The organism is Crystallibacter permensis (assembly GCF_025960875.1).
Lineage (GTDB): Bacteria > Actinomycetota > Actinomycetes > Actinomycetales > Micrococcaceae > Crystallibacter > Crystallibacter permensis.
In genome coordinates, this window is sequence record NZ_JAODLR010000009.1 from 106,520 (window position 1) to 124,739 (window position 18,220).

The window sequence follows — 18,220 nt, forward strand, 5'->3', positions numbered from 1 at the left end:
CATGGATACGCGGCGCGCCTGGTGGATATGGGGAACAGGCGTCTTCGCCTACCTCGTCGCCATCACCCAGCGCACCTCCTTCGGGGTCGCCGGCTTGCACGCCACTGAACGTTTTGATGCCACCGCCGCGGCGCTGTCCACGTTCACCGTGGTGCAGCTCCTGGTCTACGCAAGCCTGCAGATCCCCGTGGGTCTTATGGTAGACAGGTTCGGACCTCGGTTCATGATTACCGGGGGTGCTGTTCTGATGTGCGCTGGCCAGGTTCAGCTCGCATTTGCTTCCTCCGTTCCGGAAGGGCTGGCGGGCCGGCTGCTGGTGGGCGCCGGTGACGCGATGACCTTTGTCTCGGTGCTGCGGCTGCTGCCGATCTGGTTCAGCGGAAAACGTATCCCTTTGCTGACCCAGCTCACCGGGCAGCTGGGGCAGCTGGGCCAGCTGCTCAGCGTTATTCCATTCGTGGCCCTGCTGAATCTGCAAGGCTGGCAGACAGCGTTCCTCTCCGTGGCCGCTCTGTCGGTTTTGTCCGTCGTCCTGGCGGCTACTGTCATCCGCAATTTCCCCTCCGGGGTGGAGCAGGACCTGCCGCCCACGCTTCGGCAGACCGGTGTCTCTCTGGCGCAGGCGTGGAAACAACCGGGAACGCAGCTGGGGCTTTGGTCGCATTTCACGGTGCAGTTTGCCGGGAACGTCTTTATTTTGACCTGGGGATTTCCCTTCCTGGTTTCCGGTCAGGGGTTGGAACCGGCTGCAGCTTCGGCACTGATGACTGTTTTTGTGGCGGTGGCACTGTGCAGCGGCCCGTTTTTTGGACGGTGGGTTGCCCGCCATCCGCTCCGCCGTTCCTCGCTCGTATTGCTGATCATTGCCGCGACGGCAGCCGTCTGGCTAGCCGTGTTGCTGTATCCCGGGAGAGCGCCTTTCTGGCTGCTGGTCGCGCTGGTTCTTATTCTGGCGGTAGGCGGCCCGGGGTCGATGATCGCCTTCGACTTCGCCCGGACGTTCAATCCGGTCAGCCGGGCCGGTACCGCAACCGGAATTGTCAACGTCGGCGGTTTTGTCTCCGCGCTGCTCGTGATGTTCTGTGTTGGAGTGGTGCTGGATGCGCTGTATGCCAGCGGTTACTCGCAGGGGGAGCTCTACGCCCTGGACTCGTTCCGTATTGCCTTGAGCGTTCAGTTCCTGTTCCTGGCGGGCGGCACGGCGGCCATCCTGTTCATCCGCAGGAGGGTCAGAGCCAAAATGGCTGCCGAGGGCCAGGATGTGCCGCCGCTGCGGGTGGCACTGGCCCGACAACGCCAGTTGCGCAAACGACGCCGGGACCGCCGCCGCGATGCCGGCACCGGCCGGCGCTAAAGCACAAACGCACCGCCGGATGTGATCCGACGGCTCCTGTACGGCATGCGTACGGTCCGCATGGCCCTTCCTCCACAAGCGGAGCACGATGCCGGCTGCTCCACATCGCGCCGTGGATCTCTGGCTGACGGCATCGGGCCCGGCCAGATTGGGGGAATGAACAAACAAACAATTCATGTGTCCCGGCCAGAAGACATCCTTGGCTACATACCCCACGCACTGGAGTTCCAGCCACGGCAAAGTCTGGTGCTGCTGTCCCTGAACGGCAAACGGCTAGGGGCTACCCTTCGCCTGGATCTCCCGACGGACAGCGGCGAGGAGGAACTGGCGCGTTTTGCCGACGCTGCCAGCGCTTACCTGCGCAAGGACAGCCGGGCGGACAGCTCGCTGCTGGTGTTGTACACCGATGCCTTGGAAAGGTCGGTGCAGTTTCCCCCATATGAAACCCTCTTGGACTTGCTCCTGACCTCACTCGATGGTGCCGGCCTGCCCGTCCGGGACGGGTGGGTTGTGGGTCCGGAACATTTCCGCTGCCTCCACTGCAAGGGGCCTGGCTGCTGCCCGGCCGGCGGCCACCCGGTGGAGCGCATCGCTGAAAGCACCATCAACGCGGAGATGATTTTCCGGGGGAGCAGCGTCGCCCCGTCCGTGAGCCAGGCCGTCGCTCTCCGGCGTTCGGGAGCGGTCGTCGCGGAGTCTGCAACTGCAATGTGCAACGAGAGCAGCGAAATCCTCCGGATGCTTGAGGGAAGCTGGCATGCACCTGAAGTGTTCCGGCGGACCCTGCTCTGCTGGGACGCGGCCATCCGCTCCGGGCCCGGACCGGAGCGGATTCCCTTCCTGCTGGCGAGCCTGACTTCGTTTCATGTCCGCGATGCGGTGATCGTGCTGATCTGCCGCGGGCTGGACGCTGCTTACGGAGGCGCAGTGAGCAGCGGCGTGCTGACCGGTACCGAACCGCCCGGCATGGATGTACCTCTGACGGGCCCGTTTCCTTGTGCGACGTGGAAACCGGGCAAGACTCTGGATGCCTACAGGCGCATCTTCGATGCTGTGCTGCTCGGGAATTCCTCCCAGGCGCCGCAATGGACCAGAGTGGACCGGGCAGCGGATCTCCTGGTACGTCTTTATTGCGGGTCGGAGGGACCGTCCAAGGCCGCAGCCGGAACTCTGCTGGCCTGGATTGAATGGGCTCGCGGCCGCGGATCTATGGCGCACGAGGCATTGGAAATGGTTCTGCAGGAGTTTCCGGACTACAGCCTGGCCCGGCTGCTCAATGACTTCGTCGAGACCGGCATCTTGCCTGTTTGGGCTATGGACCGCGATTCATCGTGGTCCGGGTCAGGGGAACGAGCGGCCTGACCGAGGGTCGCGGGCACGGTGAAAGCCAGCACAGCACGGCCTCCCGCCATCTCCTTATGGTCGCAGCAACATAGGGCGAGGAAGGCAAATGTTCGTTCACGAGCGGGGTGAAAACGTGAGACAATGGGAACCGAGACCCGGTCGGGTTCGTGTTGCAAGTGGGTATGCCCAGTATGGGAATACCTGCGGCGCAGAGCAGGTTATGTATCGCAGACCCTGCATCTGTGGCTTTTGCTTGAAATCAAACACGGACTTGACAGGGTCATAGTGGTGTTACCCACAGGTATCATCACAGACCGCCCGTATGAAAGGTTCTCTGTGTCACCTGAGAAGAAGACTGCTGCAGTTCCCGTGGAGGAGACTGCTACCGCCACGACGACTTCTGCCTCTCCCGCCGCGCCCAAGCGCCGCGGTCGCAAGCCAGGTGCAGCCGCAGCCAAGAAGGGCCCCGCAGCCAAGAAGACCACAAAAGCCGCCGAGGACCAGACTGACGCAGACGTCGAGGATGAGGACGCCGAGCCGGACGCTATTGACGAAGCCGACGAAGCTGACGAAACCGCAAAGCCTGCCGGTAAAGAAGGCGGCTTCGTCTACTCCGACGCGGACGATGATGATGCCCCCGCCCAGCAGGTAGTTTCGGCCGGAGCCACTGCGGATCCGGTTAAGGACTATCTGAAGCAGATCGGTAAAGTCGCGCTGCTGAACGCAGAGCAGGAAGTCGATCTCGCGCTGCGCATTGAGGCCGGTCTTTTCGCCGAAGAGAAGCTGGCCAAGGACGACGGCAGCATGGAAACCCGCCTGCGCCGTGACCTGGAGCAGGTTGTCCACGACGGCAAGCGTGCGAAGAACCACCTGCTCGAGGCCAACCTTCGTCTGGTCGTTTCGCTGGCCAAGCGTTATACGGGCCGCGGCATGCTTTTCCTGGACCTGATCCAGGAAGGCAACCTGGGCCTGATCCGTGCTGTGGAGAAGTTCGACTACACCAAGGGCTTCAAGTTCTCGACCTACGCCACCTGGTGGATCCGTCAGGCTATTACCCGAGCCATGGCCGACCAGGCCCGTACCATCCGTATCCCCGTTCACATGGTCGAGGTCATCAACAAGCTTGCCCGCGTACAGCGGCAGATGTTGCAGGACTTGGGCCGCGAGCCTACGCCGGAAGAACTGGCACTGGAACTGGACATGACGCCTGAAAAGGTTGTCGAGGTCCAGAAGTACGGCCGCGAGCCGATTTCCCTTCACACGCCCCTTGGCGAGGACGGCGACTCCGAGTTCGGTGACCTGATCGAGGACTCCGAGGCCGTTGTCCCGGCGGACGCGGTCAGCTTCACTCTGCTGCAGGAGCAGCTGCACTCCGTCCTGGACACTCTGTCCGAGCGTGAGGCCGGTGTCGTTGCCATGCGTTTCGGCCTGACCGATGGCCAGCCTAAGACTTTAGACGAAATCGGCAAGGTCTACGGCGTGACACGGGAACGGATCCGCCAGATCGAATCCAAGACGATGTCCAAGCTGCGCCACCCGTCGCGTTCCCAGGTGCTGCGCGACTACCTGGACTAATCTCCACGGCCAATAACAATGGCGCCGGTCCCCCGAAAGGAGGACGGCGCCATTGTTATTTATGCAGTTATCGGCTGTGCGACAGACGAACTGCTGAAGCCTATTCCGCTGCCATGGCAGGCGTCTCGCGAAGCCGGCCGGTTTCGTCCTGCCATTCGGCAGCCTTCGAACGCAACTGCGGTTCGTGCTGGCGGGCGTGGTGTCCGCAGAAAAGCAATTCTCCCCCGGAGGACTCCAACACAACTCGGACGTAGGCCTGGGCCCCGCAGCGATCACAACGATCCATTGCGGTCAGTTCTCGGGTAGCTACTGCTGTTGTCATGACGACCTCCTTACAAATGTGTATGTCCATACAACCACTGCATTGGGTGTTTTCTTCGCACCTTTCGATCACTTTCGCTGACCGCGTATCACATGTACGTAACGGGCAGGATCTGCTGTGATCCCCGACGCGCTGGTCGACGAGGTGCACATCCGTGCTGCTAAAGGGGACTAGCCTAGTAACGGTCCTTCATTTTGCAAGCGGCCGCCGGGGAACCCCGGGATGTTTGAGTTCACTTTTCGTATGGCCAAGGAGTTCCTAGTTCAGTGGCGCCACCGAGTTCCGATTACACAGCCCGCCATCTTTCCGTCCTCGAGGGACTGGAAGCTGTCCGCAAGCGCCCAGGCATGTACATCGGGTCCACGGATTCGCGTGGGCTCATGCACTGCCTCTGGGAAATCATCGACAACTCAGTGGATGAGGCCTTGGCCGGGTTCGGCCAGAGCATCACTGTCATCTTGCATCCGGACGGGTCAGTGGAAATCCACGATGACGGCCGCGGCGTTCCTGTTGACGTTGAACCGCGGACCGGCCTGACGGGCGTCGAAGTAGTTTTCACCAAACTGCACGCCGGCGGAAAGTTCGGCGGAGGTTCTTACACAGCATCCGGCGGTCTGCATGGGGTCGGCGCCAGTGTAGTCAACGCCCTCTCAGCGCGCTTGGATGTCCAGGTGGACCGCGGCGGCAAGACGTACCAGATGTCCTTCCGCCGGGGTGAGCCCGGGCATTTCGCCGACACGGGCAAGCACCTCAGCCCCGATTCGAAGTTCGAGCCTTTCCTGCAGAGCTCCACGCTCGAAGTGGTGGGCAAAGCCAAGCGGGGCGTCACAGGTACACGGATCCGTTACTGGGCGGACCGCCAAATATTCACAGCTGATGCCAAGTTCTCCTATGAGGAACTGCAGGCCCGTGTGCGGCAGACGTCCTTCCTGGTTCCCGGACTTCGAGTCACTCTGCGCGACGAACGCCAGTTGCCCGGTACGCCGGGAGAAAACGGGCCGATCGAAGAGGTCTTCCAGCACGACGGCGGGATCGCCGAGTTCGTCGATTATCTCTCCAACGACAGCGCGGTCACCGATATTTGGCGGGTCCACGGCTCCGGCAAATTCAAGGAAAACGTGCCGGTGCTGGACGAAAAGGGCCACAGCCGGATGGCGGAGGTTGAACGGGACTGCGAGGTGGACATCGCCCTTCGCTGGGGCATTGGCTATGACACAAGCGTCCGCAGCTTCGTCAACATCATTGCCACGCCGAAGGGCGGCACGCACCAGGCCGGTTTCGAACAGGCCCTGCTGAAAACCTTCCGCAAGGTCATTGAAGCCAATTCGCGCAAGCTTAAGGCCGGCAATGACAAGATCGAAAAGGATGACGTCTTCGCAGGCCTGACTGCCGTGCTGACCGTTCGGCTGGCCGAACCGCAGTTCGAAGGGCAGACCAAGGAAATCCTCGGTACCTCAGCTGTCCGCAATATCGTCTCGCGTGTGGTGGAAAAGGAAATCCAGGCGAAGCTCACCTCCACGGCGAGGGGAGACAAGGCCCAGTCTGCGCTGCTGCTGGAAAAGGTTGTCAGCGAGATGAAGTCACGCATCTCCGCGCGCGTGCACAAGGAAACGCAGCGGCGCAAGAACGCCTTGGAAACGTCCTCGATGCCGGCGAAACTGTTGGATTGCCGTACGGATGATGTGGCACGCTCCGAGCTGTTCATTGTCGAAGGAGATAGCGCCCTGGGGACCGCGCGGCTGGCCCGTTCCTCGGACCATCAGGCGCTGTTGCCGATCCGCGGCAAGATCCTTAACGTCCAGAAAGCCTCGGTGGGTGACATGCTTGCCAACGCCGAGTGCGCCGCGTTGATCCAGGTGGTGGGCGCCGGTTCGGGCCGCAGTTTCCAGCTTGACGCCGCCCGCTACGGCAAGGTCATTCTGATGACCGACGCCGATGTCGACGGCGCGCATATCCGTACGCTGCTGCTGACGCTTTTCTTCCGCTACATGCGTCCGCTGGTTGAAGCCGGCCGGGTGTACGCCGCGGTACCACCGTTGCACCGGGTGGAAGTAATCAATCACGGGTCAAAGGCCAACGAGCTCGTCTATACCTACTCGGAGAACGAACTAGTGCGCCTGCTGGCCGAATTGGAGAAGAGCGGCCGGAACTACAAGGAGCCAATCCAGCGGTACAAGGGCCTTGGCGAAATGGACGCCGACCAGTTGGCCGAAACGACCATGGACCCGCGGCACCGGACCCTGCGGCGTGTCGGCATCGAGCATGCCGAGGCTGCCGAGCGTGCTTTTGACCTGCTGATGGGTTCGGACGTGGCGCCGCGCAAGGAGTTCATTGTTGCCGGTGCGGCCATGCTGGATCGCGAGCGGATCGACGCCTAACGAAGGTAAGGCCTGCAGCGGGGAAGCCTCCTGCGGGCAACCTGGAGCGGAGCCAGCGTTCTGCTGCTATCCCGCGGCCAGCCCCGGGGCCAGGAGCAGGACGGTCGGCACGGCCAGCAGCAAGGCCGAGCAGCCCAGCACCAGTGCTTGCGCTGGCTTGCCCAGGGGCGGCGACGGCGACAGCAGCCGGTGCAGCCGGTGGGCAGTACTCAGGGCCTCAGACTCTTCCGGGGTCAGCAACTCTTTGGCCGGAGCGCCGACGCCGGATGGCCGTTCGCCGCTAGCCACCACGGCCACGGCGCGGATCAAGGTTTCCCTGTTCGCGGTTCTCAGTGCCCCGTCATCCGCAAGCATCTCGATCAGTTCGTTGACGGCCCGCTGCGCGAGCTGCGATGTCGGCAGCCAGGGAAGCGCGGAGCGCCAGGCAGCAAAGGCCCACAGCAGTAGGTCGTGGCGCTGGTTCAGATGGGCGCGCTCATGGTTTAGAACCGCCTCGAGTTCTTCGGGCCGAAGCAGCTCCAGCAGACCTTCCGAGAGCACTGTAACGGAGCCAGCTCCACCGGGGAGGCAATACGCCACCGGTGCGGGATGGCTGATCACCAGGGTCTTGGGAGAGTTTTTGACCGGCGAACTGAGCAGGTTCAGCAGGTCACGGTGCTTGTTGCGTTGCTTGCGGATCCGGTAATACGTCAGCAGCAGCGTAAAGACCAGATGTACGCCCAGCAGCAGGGCAGCGCTGAGCGCGAAGACATGGATCAGGTCCAGGCCCGGTGCCGGCGCGTAACTGACCAGCAGCCCTGCCAGCCCTTGAAGCCCCGCCAGGAGGTTCTCGCCCAGCGGTTCCAGCCCCCACGTCAGCATGGCGCCGATCATGGAGAGCCCGCCGGCCAGCGCGATGGCTTGCCACAGCACCAAGGCCGTGACGGGTGCTCGTGCGGTCCACTTTGCCCGGGCGAGCAAAACCGGCACCGGCCACGCCAAAATGACCGCCATGGCGGCCAGGAGGTACGAGGCCCAGAACACTAAGGGCTACGCAGTCAGCAGCTTACGCAGGGTTTCGGCTTCCTGTTCGGAAACGCTGCCGATGAATTTAGCGAGAACGGCCTCGCGGTCCGGCGCCGATCCAAGCACCTCGTTCATCAACTCCACCGTGTGTTCCTCACGGCTGGTCACTGCCCGGTAGCGGTGCGGACGGATGTCCCGTTCGCGCTGTACCAGGCCCTTCTTTTCCAACCGGGACAACACTGTGAGCACAGTCGTTACTGCCAGTTCCTTGCCATCCGGGCTTGAGGCCGTTTTCCGTGCCAGACGGTCGCGCAGGGCGTTTGCGGTAAGAGCGATCTCCGCTGGATCTTCCGAGTCGGACTGCCACAGCAGGTCCATAACCGCGCGTTCCAGCTCCCCAAGAGTTGCCATGTATTTCCTTCGTCCTACCAAACTAGCTGCTCGACCCGGCGGCGCACGCTGCCGGGATGTGGTCTCACTCTCTAATTTACCGCGTTTGTAGAAATTGTTCTACACTACGTAGAAACTTGTACTTCTACGGCTTGTAGAAATGTGTCCCGCCGACGCTTTAGCCTGTGCCGGCTCGTCCCGAAGGGGTATTTATCGTGGAAGCCCTGGAAATCGCCCGCTGGCAATTCGGCGTCACCACCGTCTACCACTTCCTGATGGTGCCGTTGACCATCGGTCTCGGCCTGACGGTGGCCGTAATGCAGACGGCCTGGTACCGGACCGGCAAGGACCAGTACCTGCGGATGACCAAGTTCTGGGGCAAACTTTTCCTGATCAACTTTATTATGGGCGTGGCCACCGGCCTGGTGCAGGAATTCCAGTTCGGCATGGCGTGGAGTGAATACAGCCGCTTTGTCGGAGATGTCTTCGGTGCGCCGCTGGCGCTGGAATCGCTGCTGGCCTTCTTCGTCGAGTCGATCTTCCTGGGCCTGTGGATCTTCGGCTGGGGCCGGCTCCCTAAGGCCATTCACCTGCTGAGCATCTGGGCTGCATCGCTGGCTACCATGGGCTCGGCCTACTTCATCCTCGCGGCCAACTCCTGGATGCAGCACCCGGTCGGCGTCGAAATGATCGATGGCCGCCCGGTCATGGTCGATATCTGGGCCGTACTCACTAACAACACGCTGCTGGTGGCTTACCCGCACACCCTTTTCGGAGCGTTCTCCGTGGCCGGCGGCTTCCTGCTCGGCATCAGCTGGTACCACCTGTGGAAGCGCCGCCGTGACGAGATCGATACCGTGGGCCCCGACGGCAAGGTTATTGTTGGCTCCAAGCCTGCCATCGGCCGCGACGCCGCGGACCATAAAGTATGGCTGCGCTCCCTGCGGATCGGCGCCGTCGTCGCTATGGTTTCGTTTGGCGGGGTCGCCCTGACCGGTGATCTGCAGTCCAAGCTCATGTTCGAACAGCAGCCAATGAAGATGGCTGCGGCCGAGGCGGCGTGCCATGACGGGACGGGATTTTCGATCCTCTCCGTCGGTGATCTTGGTTCCAATGACTGTGATGATCTGGTTGCGGTTGTCGAACTGCCGGGGTTGCTGTCCTTCCTGGCCAACGGCGATTTCACCACCGAAATCCGCGGGATCAATTCGCTCCTGCCCGAGTACCAGGAGAAATTCGGCACACACCTGCCGGACAACCCGATCTACGGCGAGCGCGCCGGAACTGAAATCGATTATGTCCCTGTCATGGAGGTTACCTACTGGGGTTTCCGGATGATGATTACCTTCGGCATGCTGGCCGCTGGCGCCGCCCTGATTGCGCTGTGGATTGTCCGCAAGGGGACCGTGCCGCAGTCCAAGTGGCTGATGCGCCTGGCTGTGTTCGGGATCCTGGCCCCGTTCGGCGCCAACTCGGCCGGCTGGATCTTCACCGAAATGGGCCGCCAGCCCTTCGTCGTTGCACCCAACCCTGATCCGAACGGGATCGACAACGTCTTCATGTTCACGGCTGCCGCTGTCTCGCCGGGCGTCTCACTGGCCGAGCTGATCTTTTCGCTGGCGGCTTTCGCCTTGGTGTACGGCGTGCTGCTCGTGGTGGAAGTGAAATTGCTCTTCGCCTACTGCCGCGGCGGGGTGCCATCTGCCATGCCCGAACTGCTGCACGAGGACAAAGATGACGACGGCGACGAGGGCCCCGGCAGGCGGAAGGACGACGACGATGTGCTCGCCTTTGCTTACTGAGGACAACAGCCCGGCCGTATCCGATCCGGACAGTCTGGAGAACTGAAATGGAAACCCTGCCTACTCTCTGGTTCATCATCATTGCCTTCTTCTGGACCGGCTACCTGTTCCTGGAGGGCTTTGATCTGGGCGTCGGCATGCTCATGCGCGGTTTTGCCCGCAACAACACCGAGCGCCGGGTGCTGCTGAATACCGTGGGACCGGTCTGGGACGGTAACGAGGTCTGGCTGGTCACGGCAGGTGCCGCCACCTTCGCCGCTTTCCCGCACTGGTACGCTTCCCTGTTCTCGGCCCTGTATCTGCCGCTGGTCTTCGTGTTGCTCGCCTTGATCTTCCGTGCGGTTGCCTTCGAGTACCGCGGCAAGATGGACTCCGACCGCTGGCGCAACGCCTGGGACTGGGCGATTGTCCTTGGCTCCCTCGTGGCCGCCTTCGGCGTCGGAGCCATGCTGGCGCTGACCACCACAGGGCTGCCCCTGAACGAAAACGGGGACCGGGTGGGCGGCCCCTTTGCCTGGTTCAACGGCTATGCGGTCCTCGGCGGTCTGGCAGTTGTCTTCTTCTGCATTGTGCACGCGGCAGCGTTCCTGGCGCTGAAGACCGACGGCGACATCCGGACCCGTGCCCGCAAGCTGTTGCTTCGCTGGCTGCCTGTCGCCCTGCTGCCGCTGGCGCTGTGGGCCGTCGCGGTAGTGGTGGCCGGCGGCAAATCCGTCACCTATGTGACCCTGCTGCTGGCCGTCCTCGGCGCCGCCTTCGCGTGGATGATGGCCCGGCGGGAACGGGACGGCTGGAGTTTCGGGGGCCTGGGTGTCTTCCTGCTGGCGGGCACCGCGACCATTTTCACCGCGGTGTTCCCGAACGTGCTGCCGTCCACCATCGACTCCGCCTACAACCTGACCGTCACCTCTGCATCCTCGTCGGATTACACGTTGGGAGTGATGAGCGTTATTGCCGCCTTCGGGATTCCGGCAGTACTGGTGTACCAGGGCTACACCTACTGGGTGTTCCGCAAGCGCGTCAGTGCCTCGTCGATCCCGGCTGCCCACGCCGTCGTCCCGCAGTGAAGCCTCTGCTTCCAGTCAGCGCCACGAGCAGGCGGGCGCTCTATCTGCTGGGCCTGCTGGCCGCGTGCAAGGCGCTCGGTCTCATTTTGCTGGCCGACGCCGTTGCCAGCGGAATTGCCGGATTGGCCGCCGGCAGCCTCGACTGGCAGCACATTATGGTGCTGGGAGCGGCCGGCGCTGTGCTGCGTTCGCTGGCCGTCTGGGCTCAGGAAACGGTGGCCCAACGCGCCGCTGCCGGCGTCAAGCAGGAGCTGCGCGCGGACCTGACCCGGCGGATTATCGACGACGGCGGGGCAAGCGCTGCGGCCGGCGCTGGGAACAGTACTGAAGCCGGCGCCGCAGACAGTAGCGCGGGCGTTGGCGCCGGGAGCGGCGCCCTGACCGTCCTGGTGACGCGCGGCCTGGATTCGCTGGATAACTACTACAGCAAGTACCTTCCCGCTTTGGTGACCTGCGCCGTCGTGCCTTTGCTGGTTGCTCTGCGCATTCTTGGTGCGGACTGGGTCAGTGCGCTGGTTGTAGTGCTGACCATCCCGCTGGTGCCGATTTTCATGATTCTGATCGGCCAGCACACCGAGGACAAGGCCCAGGAAGCCGCCGCGGCGTTGGACCGGCTCTCGGACCACCTGCTGGAACTGGCCCGCGGGCTGCCGGTACTCGTTGGGCTCGGCCGTGCCGCTGCCCAGACGCGCGCGCTGAGCGACGTTGCCGCCGAGTACCGCAGCCGCACCCTGGCCACCCTGCGCGTCGCGTTCCTGTCTTCGCTGGCGCTGGAACTGATTGCCACCATTTCGGTGGCCGTCGTCGCGGTGTTCATCGGCGTGCGGTTGGTACACGGCGAGATGCCGCTCGAAGCCGGCCTGCTCGCCCTGATTCTGGCTCCCGAGTGCTACCAGCCGCTGCGCGATCTGGGCAGTGCGCACCATTCCAGCGAGGACGGACTCGAAGCGCTCAAACGCAGCAATGCGGTGCTCGGCTCGCCTGCGGGCCGGCCGCTGGTGTCCGCCGATGCGCAAGCGGGTTCGGGGGACATTTCCGTGTCGAACTTGAGCGTCCGCTACCCGGGGCGTGCGGAGGCGGTGGTCGATGGGCTGGACTTCGCCGTTCCTGCCGGCGGAATCGCGGCCCTGGCCGGCCCCAGCGGCTGCGGCAAAACCTCTGTCCTGGAGGTGCTGGCCGGTGTGCGGCGGGACGGGGCGGGTGCGGCGGTTGCCGGCTCCGTGGCAGGAGTCGGCGGGGACCAGATTGCCTGGATTCCGCAGCACCCGGTGCCGGCGGAGCTGACTGTGGCGGACGAGATCGCACTGTATGCCGGCCTGCCTGCCTCTCCCGCGGGGCGACAGGCTGCCGAGCGTGCGCTGTCACAGGTCAACGGGACCGCTCTGATCGACGCGGCCACCGGTGACCTCAGCCCGGGCGAACTGCGGCGGGTCGCCGTGGCCCGCGCCCTGGCCCGGGTAGACAACGTGCCCGGAGTGCGGTTGCTGCTGGCAGACGAACCGACCGCCCACGTCGACGCGACCAGTGCCCGTGCCATCGAAGACGCCCTGAAGCGGCTGCGCGGACGCATCACCATCGTGCTGGTGGCACACGATCCCGCCACCGCAAGACTTGCGGATCAGTTGATCGAGATCGGTGCCGGCGCCAGTCATGCCTGGGGAGCCACACATCCGGCTCCGGCTTCGGCAGCCGGAGCGGAAGCCGAAGCAACTGTCGCCGTCCGGGGCGCCGTCGATGAGGGCGAGCCTGCACAGCGGCCGTCCCTGTGGCGGAACCTGGCAATGCTGCGCCCCTGGAGTAGGCCCTTTGTTGCCGCGCTGCTCTTCGGGCTGGGCGCTACGCTGTTCGCGGTCTCGCTGAGCGGCCTGTCCGGCTGGCTCATCGTCTACGCCAGCGAGCAGCCGCCGATCCTGTATCTGATGACCTCCATAGTCGGGGTGCGGTTCTTCGGCCTGGGCCGTTCCGTGCTGCGCTATCACGAACGCCTGCGCCTGCATGATGCCGTCTTCCAAAGTACGGACCGGCTACGGACCCGCCTGTGGAACGGGCTGCTGCAGCGTCCGGCCGGCTGGCGGAAACTTGCCCGGGGCGGGGGAGCTCTGGAGCGGCTGATCGGCGACGTCGATGAATTGCGCGACATCGCCCCGCGCGCAGTGTTCGCGCCGCTGGTGGGAGTCTTGACCGCCGTGGCGTCGTGCGTGGCTACCGCGCTGCTGCTGCCGTCCGGCCTGGTGTGGCAGATACTGCTCGCCGTAGTCGGGATTCTTGTGGCGCCAACCCTGACCCGACTGGCCGACCGTTCTGCGCAGGCCGCGACGGTAGGCCTCAAGGGGGAGTCGCTGAACGCTTTTGCACGCCTGCTTGGTGCGGCCGCGGATCTGCGGGCCAACGCCGCGGAGGCATCGTTGCTGAAGCGGACCCAGGACCTGGATTCCAGAACGACGGCGGCGCTGCAGCATAGCGCGTGGGCGCAGGGACTCGGCCAGTGCCTGACGGTCCTGGCTTGTTCGCTCACCGCCCTGATGATGATCACCCAGTCTGCTGGAGCAGTGCCCGGAGCTGCCGCCGTCGTGATCTTGATGCAGTTGGCGCTGGTCGAGCCCTACACGGCAGTCAATACCGCCGTCCAGCAATGGGGCGCCTGGCGCGGGCTGGGGGAGCGGGTGCTGCCGGAACTGGGCACCGAGGACCTACCGGCCGGCAGCACCGAGGATTCCCAGGTGCGCGGGGAGTTCGCCTCGCTAAGCCTTGAGCAGATTGCGTACGCCTATCCCGGGCAGTCCCGTCCCGTTTTCAGCGGACTGGACCTCGAGCTGCGGCCGGGGCAGTGGCTGGCGGTGACCGGCCCATCCGGCAGCGGGAAGTCGACCCTGCTGGGCGTTCTGCTCGGGTTCCTTCAGCCGGAGCAGGGCCGGTATCTGGTGAACGGCCAGCCGGTGGAGTCCGCTACACCGGGCGCCGGCAGAGGCATTGCCTGGACGCCGCAGGAGGCCCATTTGTTCAACTCGACCTTGCGCGCGAACCTGATGCTGGCGCGCAGCAAAGCCGATCCTCCATCGGAAGCCGAGCTGCTCAAGGCGATTGACGACGTCGGCCTTGGTAGCTTCGTGGCAGACCTGCCGGACGGACTTGATACCCGTATTGGGCCGAACGGGCATTTCCTCTCCGGTGGTCAGCGCCAACGCGTCGCGGTGGCCCGTGCGGTGCTGACCCACGCGGAGGTGCTGCTGCTGGACGAGCCGACGGCGCATCTGGACCGTGAATCTGCGGTAGCGCTGCTGGCCGACCTCCGCACGGCGCTTGCGGGCAAGGCGGTAGTCATGGTCACCCACCGGCCTTCTGAGGCGGAGTTATGCGAGCTGCGGCTGGAACTGGGTTCCCCGGCGCCGCTGCCTGCTTTAGCCTAATGGCATGAGCAGCTCGGCGCTTCCTGACTACCTCGACGCACGCCTGGACTGGCGACCCATGACACCCGCCGACATCGACAACTGGCACGCTTTGATCCGGCGTATGGCCGAAGTGGACAAACCCGTATGGGTGGAAACGCGCGTGGACCTTGCAGAGGCCTTTGAATCGCCGGCGAACGATCCGGCCGTGACCACCCTGATAGGGACCGATGCCGACGGGACTGCCCGCGCCGTGGGCACGGTCAAGGCCAACGCCGGTTCGGCCACCGGGCACACGTGGGGCGGTGTGGACCCGCAGTGGCGACAGCGCGGGATCGGGCGGGCGGTCTACCGATGGCAGGAAGAATGCCAGCGCCGTCGGTTCCTGGATGCCGGCATAAGCGGCGGAGTCCTGCGCACGTATACGGAGGAGCGGGATTTGGCGCACAACGCGCTGATGGGGACCGTTGGCGCGAAGGTTGTCCGCTATTTCACGGAGATGACCCGTTCGCTTGCTGATCCGATACCGGAGCTGGCGCTGCCGGATGGATTTGTGTTCGCCACGCTCAATCCTGACCAGAGCGAAGCGGTACGGCTCGCCCACAATGAGGCCTTTGCCGACCATTGGGGCAGCGAGCCAAAGGACGAGCAGAAATGGAAGTTTGTGGTGAGCCACCCGCAGCTCAAGCCTGAATGGAGCATGTCCATCATCGAGACTGCTACCGGGGAAACTGTGGCGTACCAGTTAGCCAGTTTTGATCCTGACTACAGCCTCCAAGCCGGGCATGACGAAGGGTTCACTGACCTGCTCGGTGTTCGGCGGGCCTGGCGCGGCCGGAAATTTGCGCCTGCCCTCTTAGCCGAAGCCATGCGTCGATTCAAGGCCGGGGGCATGGAGAACGCCGGGCTGGGCGTAGACACCGAAAATCCGAGCGGCGCCCTGGGCCTTTACAGCCGGATGGGCTACTCGCCAACCAAGAGAGATCTGGCGTACGAGAAGCAGCTCACCTGACATGGTTGAACTGGATTGATGTGATTTGCCTTCGTATAAGTTGCCTGATGGAAGCGTCGGTTCCTGAGTCAGCCGTTGACGTCGTTCAAGTGGTGGAGTACATCATGGAGGAAGTATGCTCCCAGGCTGGTTACCGTGAATACGGAGCCGTTACTGCGCAGGCCCTGGCGCTCCCACTGATCGACTGCGACGGCGTCGAAGGCTGCTGCAACGGACCGCGCAGCGCCTTCAAGCTCTTGTGAGACCTCACGCGGATCCTGCCGGGCATAGTCGTTCTCAATCGCGGCAGCATCCTGGTCCCAATCAGCGAAGCTTGGATTGTCGAGCGACAGCATTAGGGCTAAGCGATCTTCGAAGACTCTGCAGACATCGCGGACATGGGCTCCGTACTCGAGACCCGACCACACCGACTCGTTGCCGCGCTCAGCAACCTGCGGACGGGCAAGCACAGATTGCCAACGCGGGATGCTTTCCCGGACAGCAGGACCTACTTGATCCGGCGTGAAGCCCGTGGGGTCAAAGCCACAGTCCGGGCATGGCCGCTCGGTAACCCAGGTCCAGTCTTTTGTGTCAGGAATGATCGCCATGCGGCCAGTCTATCCAGCTGGCCCTGGTGCGGCGCCGTCTGGTAGGGACAAGGTGGCGATGACCTGTACCAAGCCCTACTTCTGCATCCCACTGAAGTCGAGTTGGCCAAGAGAGCCGGACGGGATCGGCCTGCTGGACGCTGCTGACATGGCGGGCTACGCGGGTGCCAACATCCTATGAACAGGTCCTGAATAAGCATTGTGTGCTCCATCACCTCACGATAGGATCGAATGTATGTTCGAGTCAATCGTTCCAGCAGAGATGGGACCGGTGAACCCGGTTCCCGGTGATCCGGGTGCTGGGCTGGTCCGCGCCGTGATTCTGGAACTGGCGGACATGGACCAGGACGTCTCCGAAGGCGTGCGGATTGACCGGATCACCGCACTGGAGGAACTTAAGGCCGCCGCGGCTGCCGCGCAGGCACGCGAGACGGAGGCGTTTGTTGCCTCCCGCCGGGAAACCCGCGCTGCGGCCGGGGTCGCGGCGGAGAAGCGGGGCCGGGGCCTGGCGAAGGAGATCGGCCTGGCACGCCAGGACTCGCCCAACCGGGGCGGCAAGCACCTGGGTTTGGCTACGACGCTGATCAGGGAAATGCCGCACACGTATGCGGCGTTGGCGGAGGGCCGGTTGAACGAGTGGCGGGCGACCATCCTGGTCCGCGAAACCGCGTGCCTGAGCGTGGAAGACCGCGCCCGCATCGATAAGGAATTGTGTGCGGATCCGAAGACGTTGCGCGGCTGCGGGGACAAACGGATCGGGGCGATGGCGAAGCAGGCCGCGCTGCGGCTGGATCCGCACTCGGTGGTCCGGCGGGCCGCGAAAGCCGAAACCGAACGCCATGTGTCCTGCCGTCCGGCGCCGGACACTATGGCCCAGGTGAGCTGCCTTGTGCCGGTCGTGCAGGGTGTGGCCGTCCTCGCGGCCCTGGTGAAGGAGGCCGACCGGTTGAAGGCGCAGGGCGATGAACGTGGCCGGGGCCAGCTGATGGCCGATATCCTCGTCGAACGCGTCACCGGCCAGCCGGCGGAGAATCCCGCAAAAATTGAAGTCCAGCTGGTTATGACCGACCGCACTCTGTTCCAGGGCGATTCCGAGCCGGCTCATCTGGCCGGGTACGGCATCGTCCCCGCGCAATGGGCCCGCGACCTCCTCCGCACCGACAACACCAACAACGGGGACGGGAGCGGTGACAACGACGCCTCCGTCGTCGGTAATCCGATACATGGTGCGGTCGGGGAAGATGAAGTCGTCGCCGGCGCAGCGGATGCCGGCAACGGGGACGGCGCTACGGGTTCCGGTCCGCCGGGCACAGTCGAACCGGTACCGGTCACCGATGCAGGTTCCGACACCGGAAACACTGAAACCGGTACGGCAACCGGGCCGCCGGGTTCGGAGCGAAGAGCTTCCGGCGATTCGGAAGATGTGGAAGTGTGGGTGCGCCGGCTTTACACCGCGCCGGGCACCGGGCAGTTGCTGGGAATGGATTCGCGGGCGCGGTTGATGCCGGCCGGGATGCAGCGCATGCTCCAGGCACGGGACCAGCTTTGCCGCACTCCGTGGTGCGACGCGCCGATCCGCCACCACGACCACGTCGTGCCCTGGCGTGACGCCGGGGCGACCAGCGAGGTCAATGGGCAAGGGCTTTGTGAAGCGTGTAACCTGGCGAAGGAATCTGAAGGCTGGCACGCCCAAAGGATCCCCGGACCGCGGCACACCGTCGAAACGACCACCCCGACCGGACACACCTACCAATCCACCGCACCACCACTGCCCGGCACACCATCGGAGATCAATGCCGGCGAGAAGCGGAGGCCGACGCTGAATCCACAGTTGGAAGGGCTGCCGCCTGAAGTGGAATCGATGCCTGTTCCCCAGGAAGCCCCACTTCTGGAGGCAGTGGAAGAGCTAGCCGCCGAGGAACCGCGCCCAACGCCCGTACGATATCCCGCTATCACCGGACGGATTGATTTCATCTATTACCGCGCGGCGTGACCGGC

Annotated in this window: 13 protein-coding genes; 9 read left to right on the forward strand and 4 right to left on the reverse strand. The window is 63.9% G+C overall.

What is annotated here, in order from left to right:
• Position 1 precedes the first annotated feature (1 nt).
• The 3 genes from B0G38_RS12345 (at position 2) to B0G38_RS12355 (ending at position 4,273) form a co-directional block, all read left to right on the forward strand.
• Positions 2-1,354, forward strand: a complete 1,353-nt coding sequence (locus B0G38_RS12345) for an MFS transporter (RefSeq protein ID WP_264669733.1) — start codon at positions 2-4, stop codon at positions 1,352-1,354.
• Between the two features lie 156 nt (positions 1,355-1,510).
• Positions 1,511-2,716: a DUF4192 domain-containing protein gene (locus B0G38_RS12350; protein ID WP_264669734.1), complete on the forward strand. Its 1,206-nt coding sequence runs from the start codon at positions 1,511-1,513 to the stop codon at positions 2,714-2,716.
• A 318-nt stretch (positions 2,717-3,034) separates the two neighbouring features.
• Positions 3,035-4,273, forward strand: coding sequence for an RNA polymerase sigma factor (locus B0G38_RS12355; protein WP_264669735.1), 1,239 nt, complete (start codon positions 3,035-3,037; stop codon positions 4,271-4,273).
• A 100-nt stretch (positions 4,274-4,373) separates the two neighbouring features.
• On the opposite strand, the gene B0G38_RS12360 is transcribed toward B0G38_RS12355, so the two are convergent.
• Positions 4,374-4,595 (reverse strand): DUF7455 domain-containing protein, encoded by a 222-nt coding sequence (locus tag B0G38_RS12360; RefSeq protein WP_074702574.1) that lies wholly within the window; start codon positions 4,593-4,595, stop codon positions 4,374-4,376.
• Positions 4,596-4,861: 266 nt separating this feature from the next.
• On the opposite strand from B0G38_RS12360, the gene B0G38_RS12365 reads away from it, so the two are divergent.
• Positions 4,862-6,973: a DNA gyrase/topoisomerase IV subunit B gene (locus B0G38_RS12365; protein WP_264669736.1), complete on the forward strand. Its 2,112-nt coding sequence runs from the start codon at positions 4,862-4,864 to the stop codon at positions 6,971-6,973.
• 66 nt (positions 6,974-7,039) lie between these two features.
• On the opposite strand, the gene B0G38_RS12370 is transcribed toward B0G38_RS12365, so the two are convergent.
• Complete coding sequence (locus B0G38_RS12370) at positions 7,040-7,996, reverse strand: M56 family metallopeptidase (protein ID WP_264669737.1); 957 nt, start codon at positions 7,994-7,996, stop codon at positions 7,040-7,042.
• A 6-nt stretch (positions 7,997-8,002) separates the two neighbouring features.
• Positions 8,003-8,389: a BlaI/MecI/CopY family transcriptional regulator gene (locus B0G38_RS12375; RefSeq protein WP_264669738.1), complete on the reverse strand. Its 387-nt coding sequence runs from the start codon at positions 8,387-8,389 to the stop codon at positions 8,003-8,005.
• 194 nt (positions 8,390-8,583) lie between these two features.
• Between B0G38_RS12375 and B0G38_RS12380 the strand changes: the two genes are divergently transcribed.
• From B0G38_RS12380 to B0G38_RS12395, 4 genes are read left to right on the forward strand one after another with little or no spacing between them, the layout of a single operon-like run.
• On the forward strand, positions 8,584-10,170 hold the full coding sequence (locus B0G38_RS12380; protein ID WP_264669739.1) for a cytochrome ubiquinol oxidase subunit I: 1,587 nt from the start codon (positions 8,584-8,586) through the stop codon (positions 10,168-10,170).
• Positions 10,171-10,217: 47 nt separating this feature from the next.
• Positions 10,218-11,237, forward strand: coding sequence for a cytochrome d ubiquinol oxidase subunit II (gene cydB, locus B0G38_RS12385; RefSeq protein WP_264669740.1), 1,020 nt, complete (start codon positions 10,218-10,220; stop codon positions 11,235-11,237).
• The gene (cydD, locus tag B0G38_RS12390) at positions 11,234-14,644 is read left to right on the forward strand and encodes a thiol reductant ABC exporter subunit CydD (RefSeq protein WP_264669741.1); all 3,411 of its coding nucleotides are present in this window, start codon (positions 11,234-11,236) and stop codon (positions 14,642-14,644) included. Before cydB ends, cydD begins: the two co-directional genes overlap by 4 nt.
• Before the next feature lie 4 nt (positions 14,645-14,648).
• Entirely contained in the window at positions 14,649-15,635 is a 987-nt protein-coding gene (locus tag B0G38_RS12395) for a GNAT family N-acetyltransferase (protein ID WP_264669742.1), read from the forward strand.
• Positions 15,636-15,703: 68 nt separating this feature from the next.
• Here the strand turns inward: B0G38_RS12395 and B0G38_RS12400 are convergent, their stop codons facing one another.
• Entirely contained in the window at positions 15,704-16,222 is a 519-nt protein-coding gene (locus tag B0G38_RS12400; protein ID WP_264669743.1) for a DinB family protein, read from the reverse strand.
• Positions 16,223-16,457: 235 nt separating this feature from the next.
• On the opposite strand from B0G38_RS12400, the gene B0G38_RS12405 reads away from it, so the two are divergent.
• Complete coding sequence (locus tag B0G38_RS12405) at positions 16,458-18,215, forward strand: HNH endonuclease (RefSeq protein ID WP_264669744.1); 1,758 nt, start codon at positions 16,458-16,460, stop codon at positions 18,213-18,215.
• Positions 18,216-18,220: the final 5 nt, after the last annotated feature.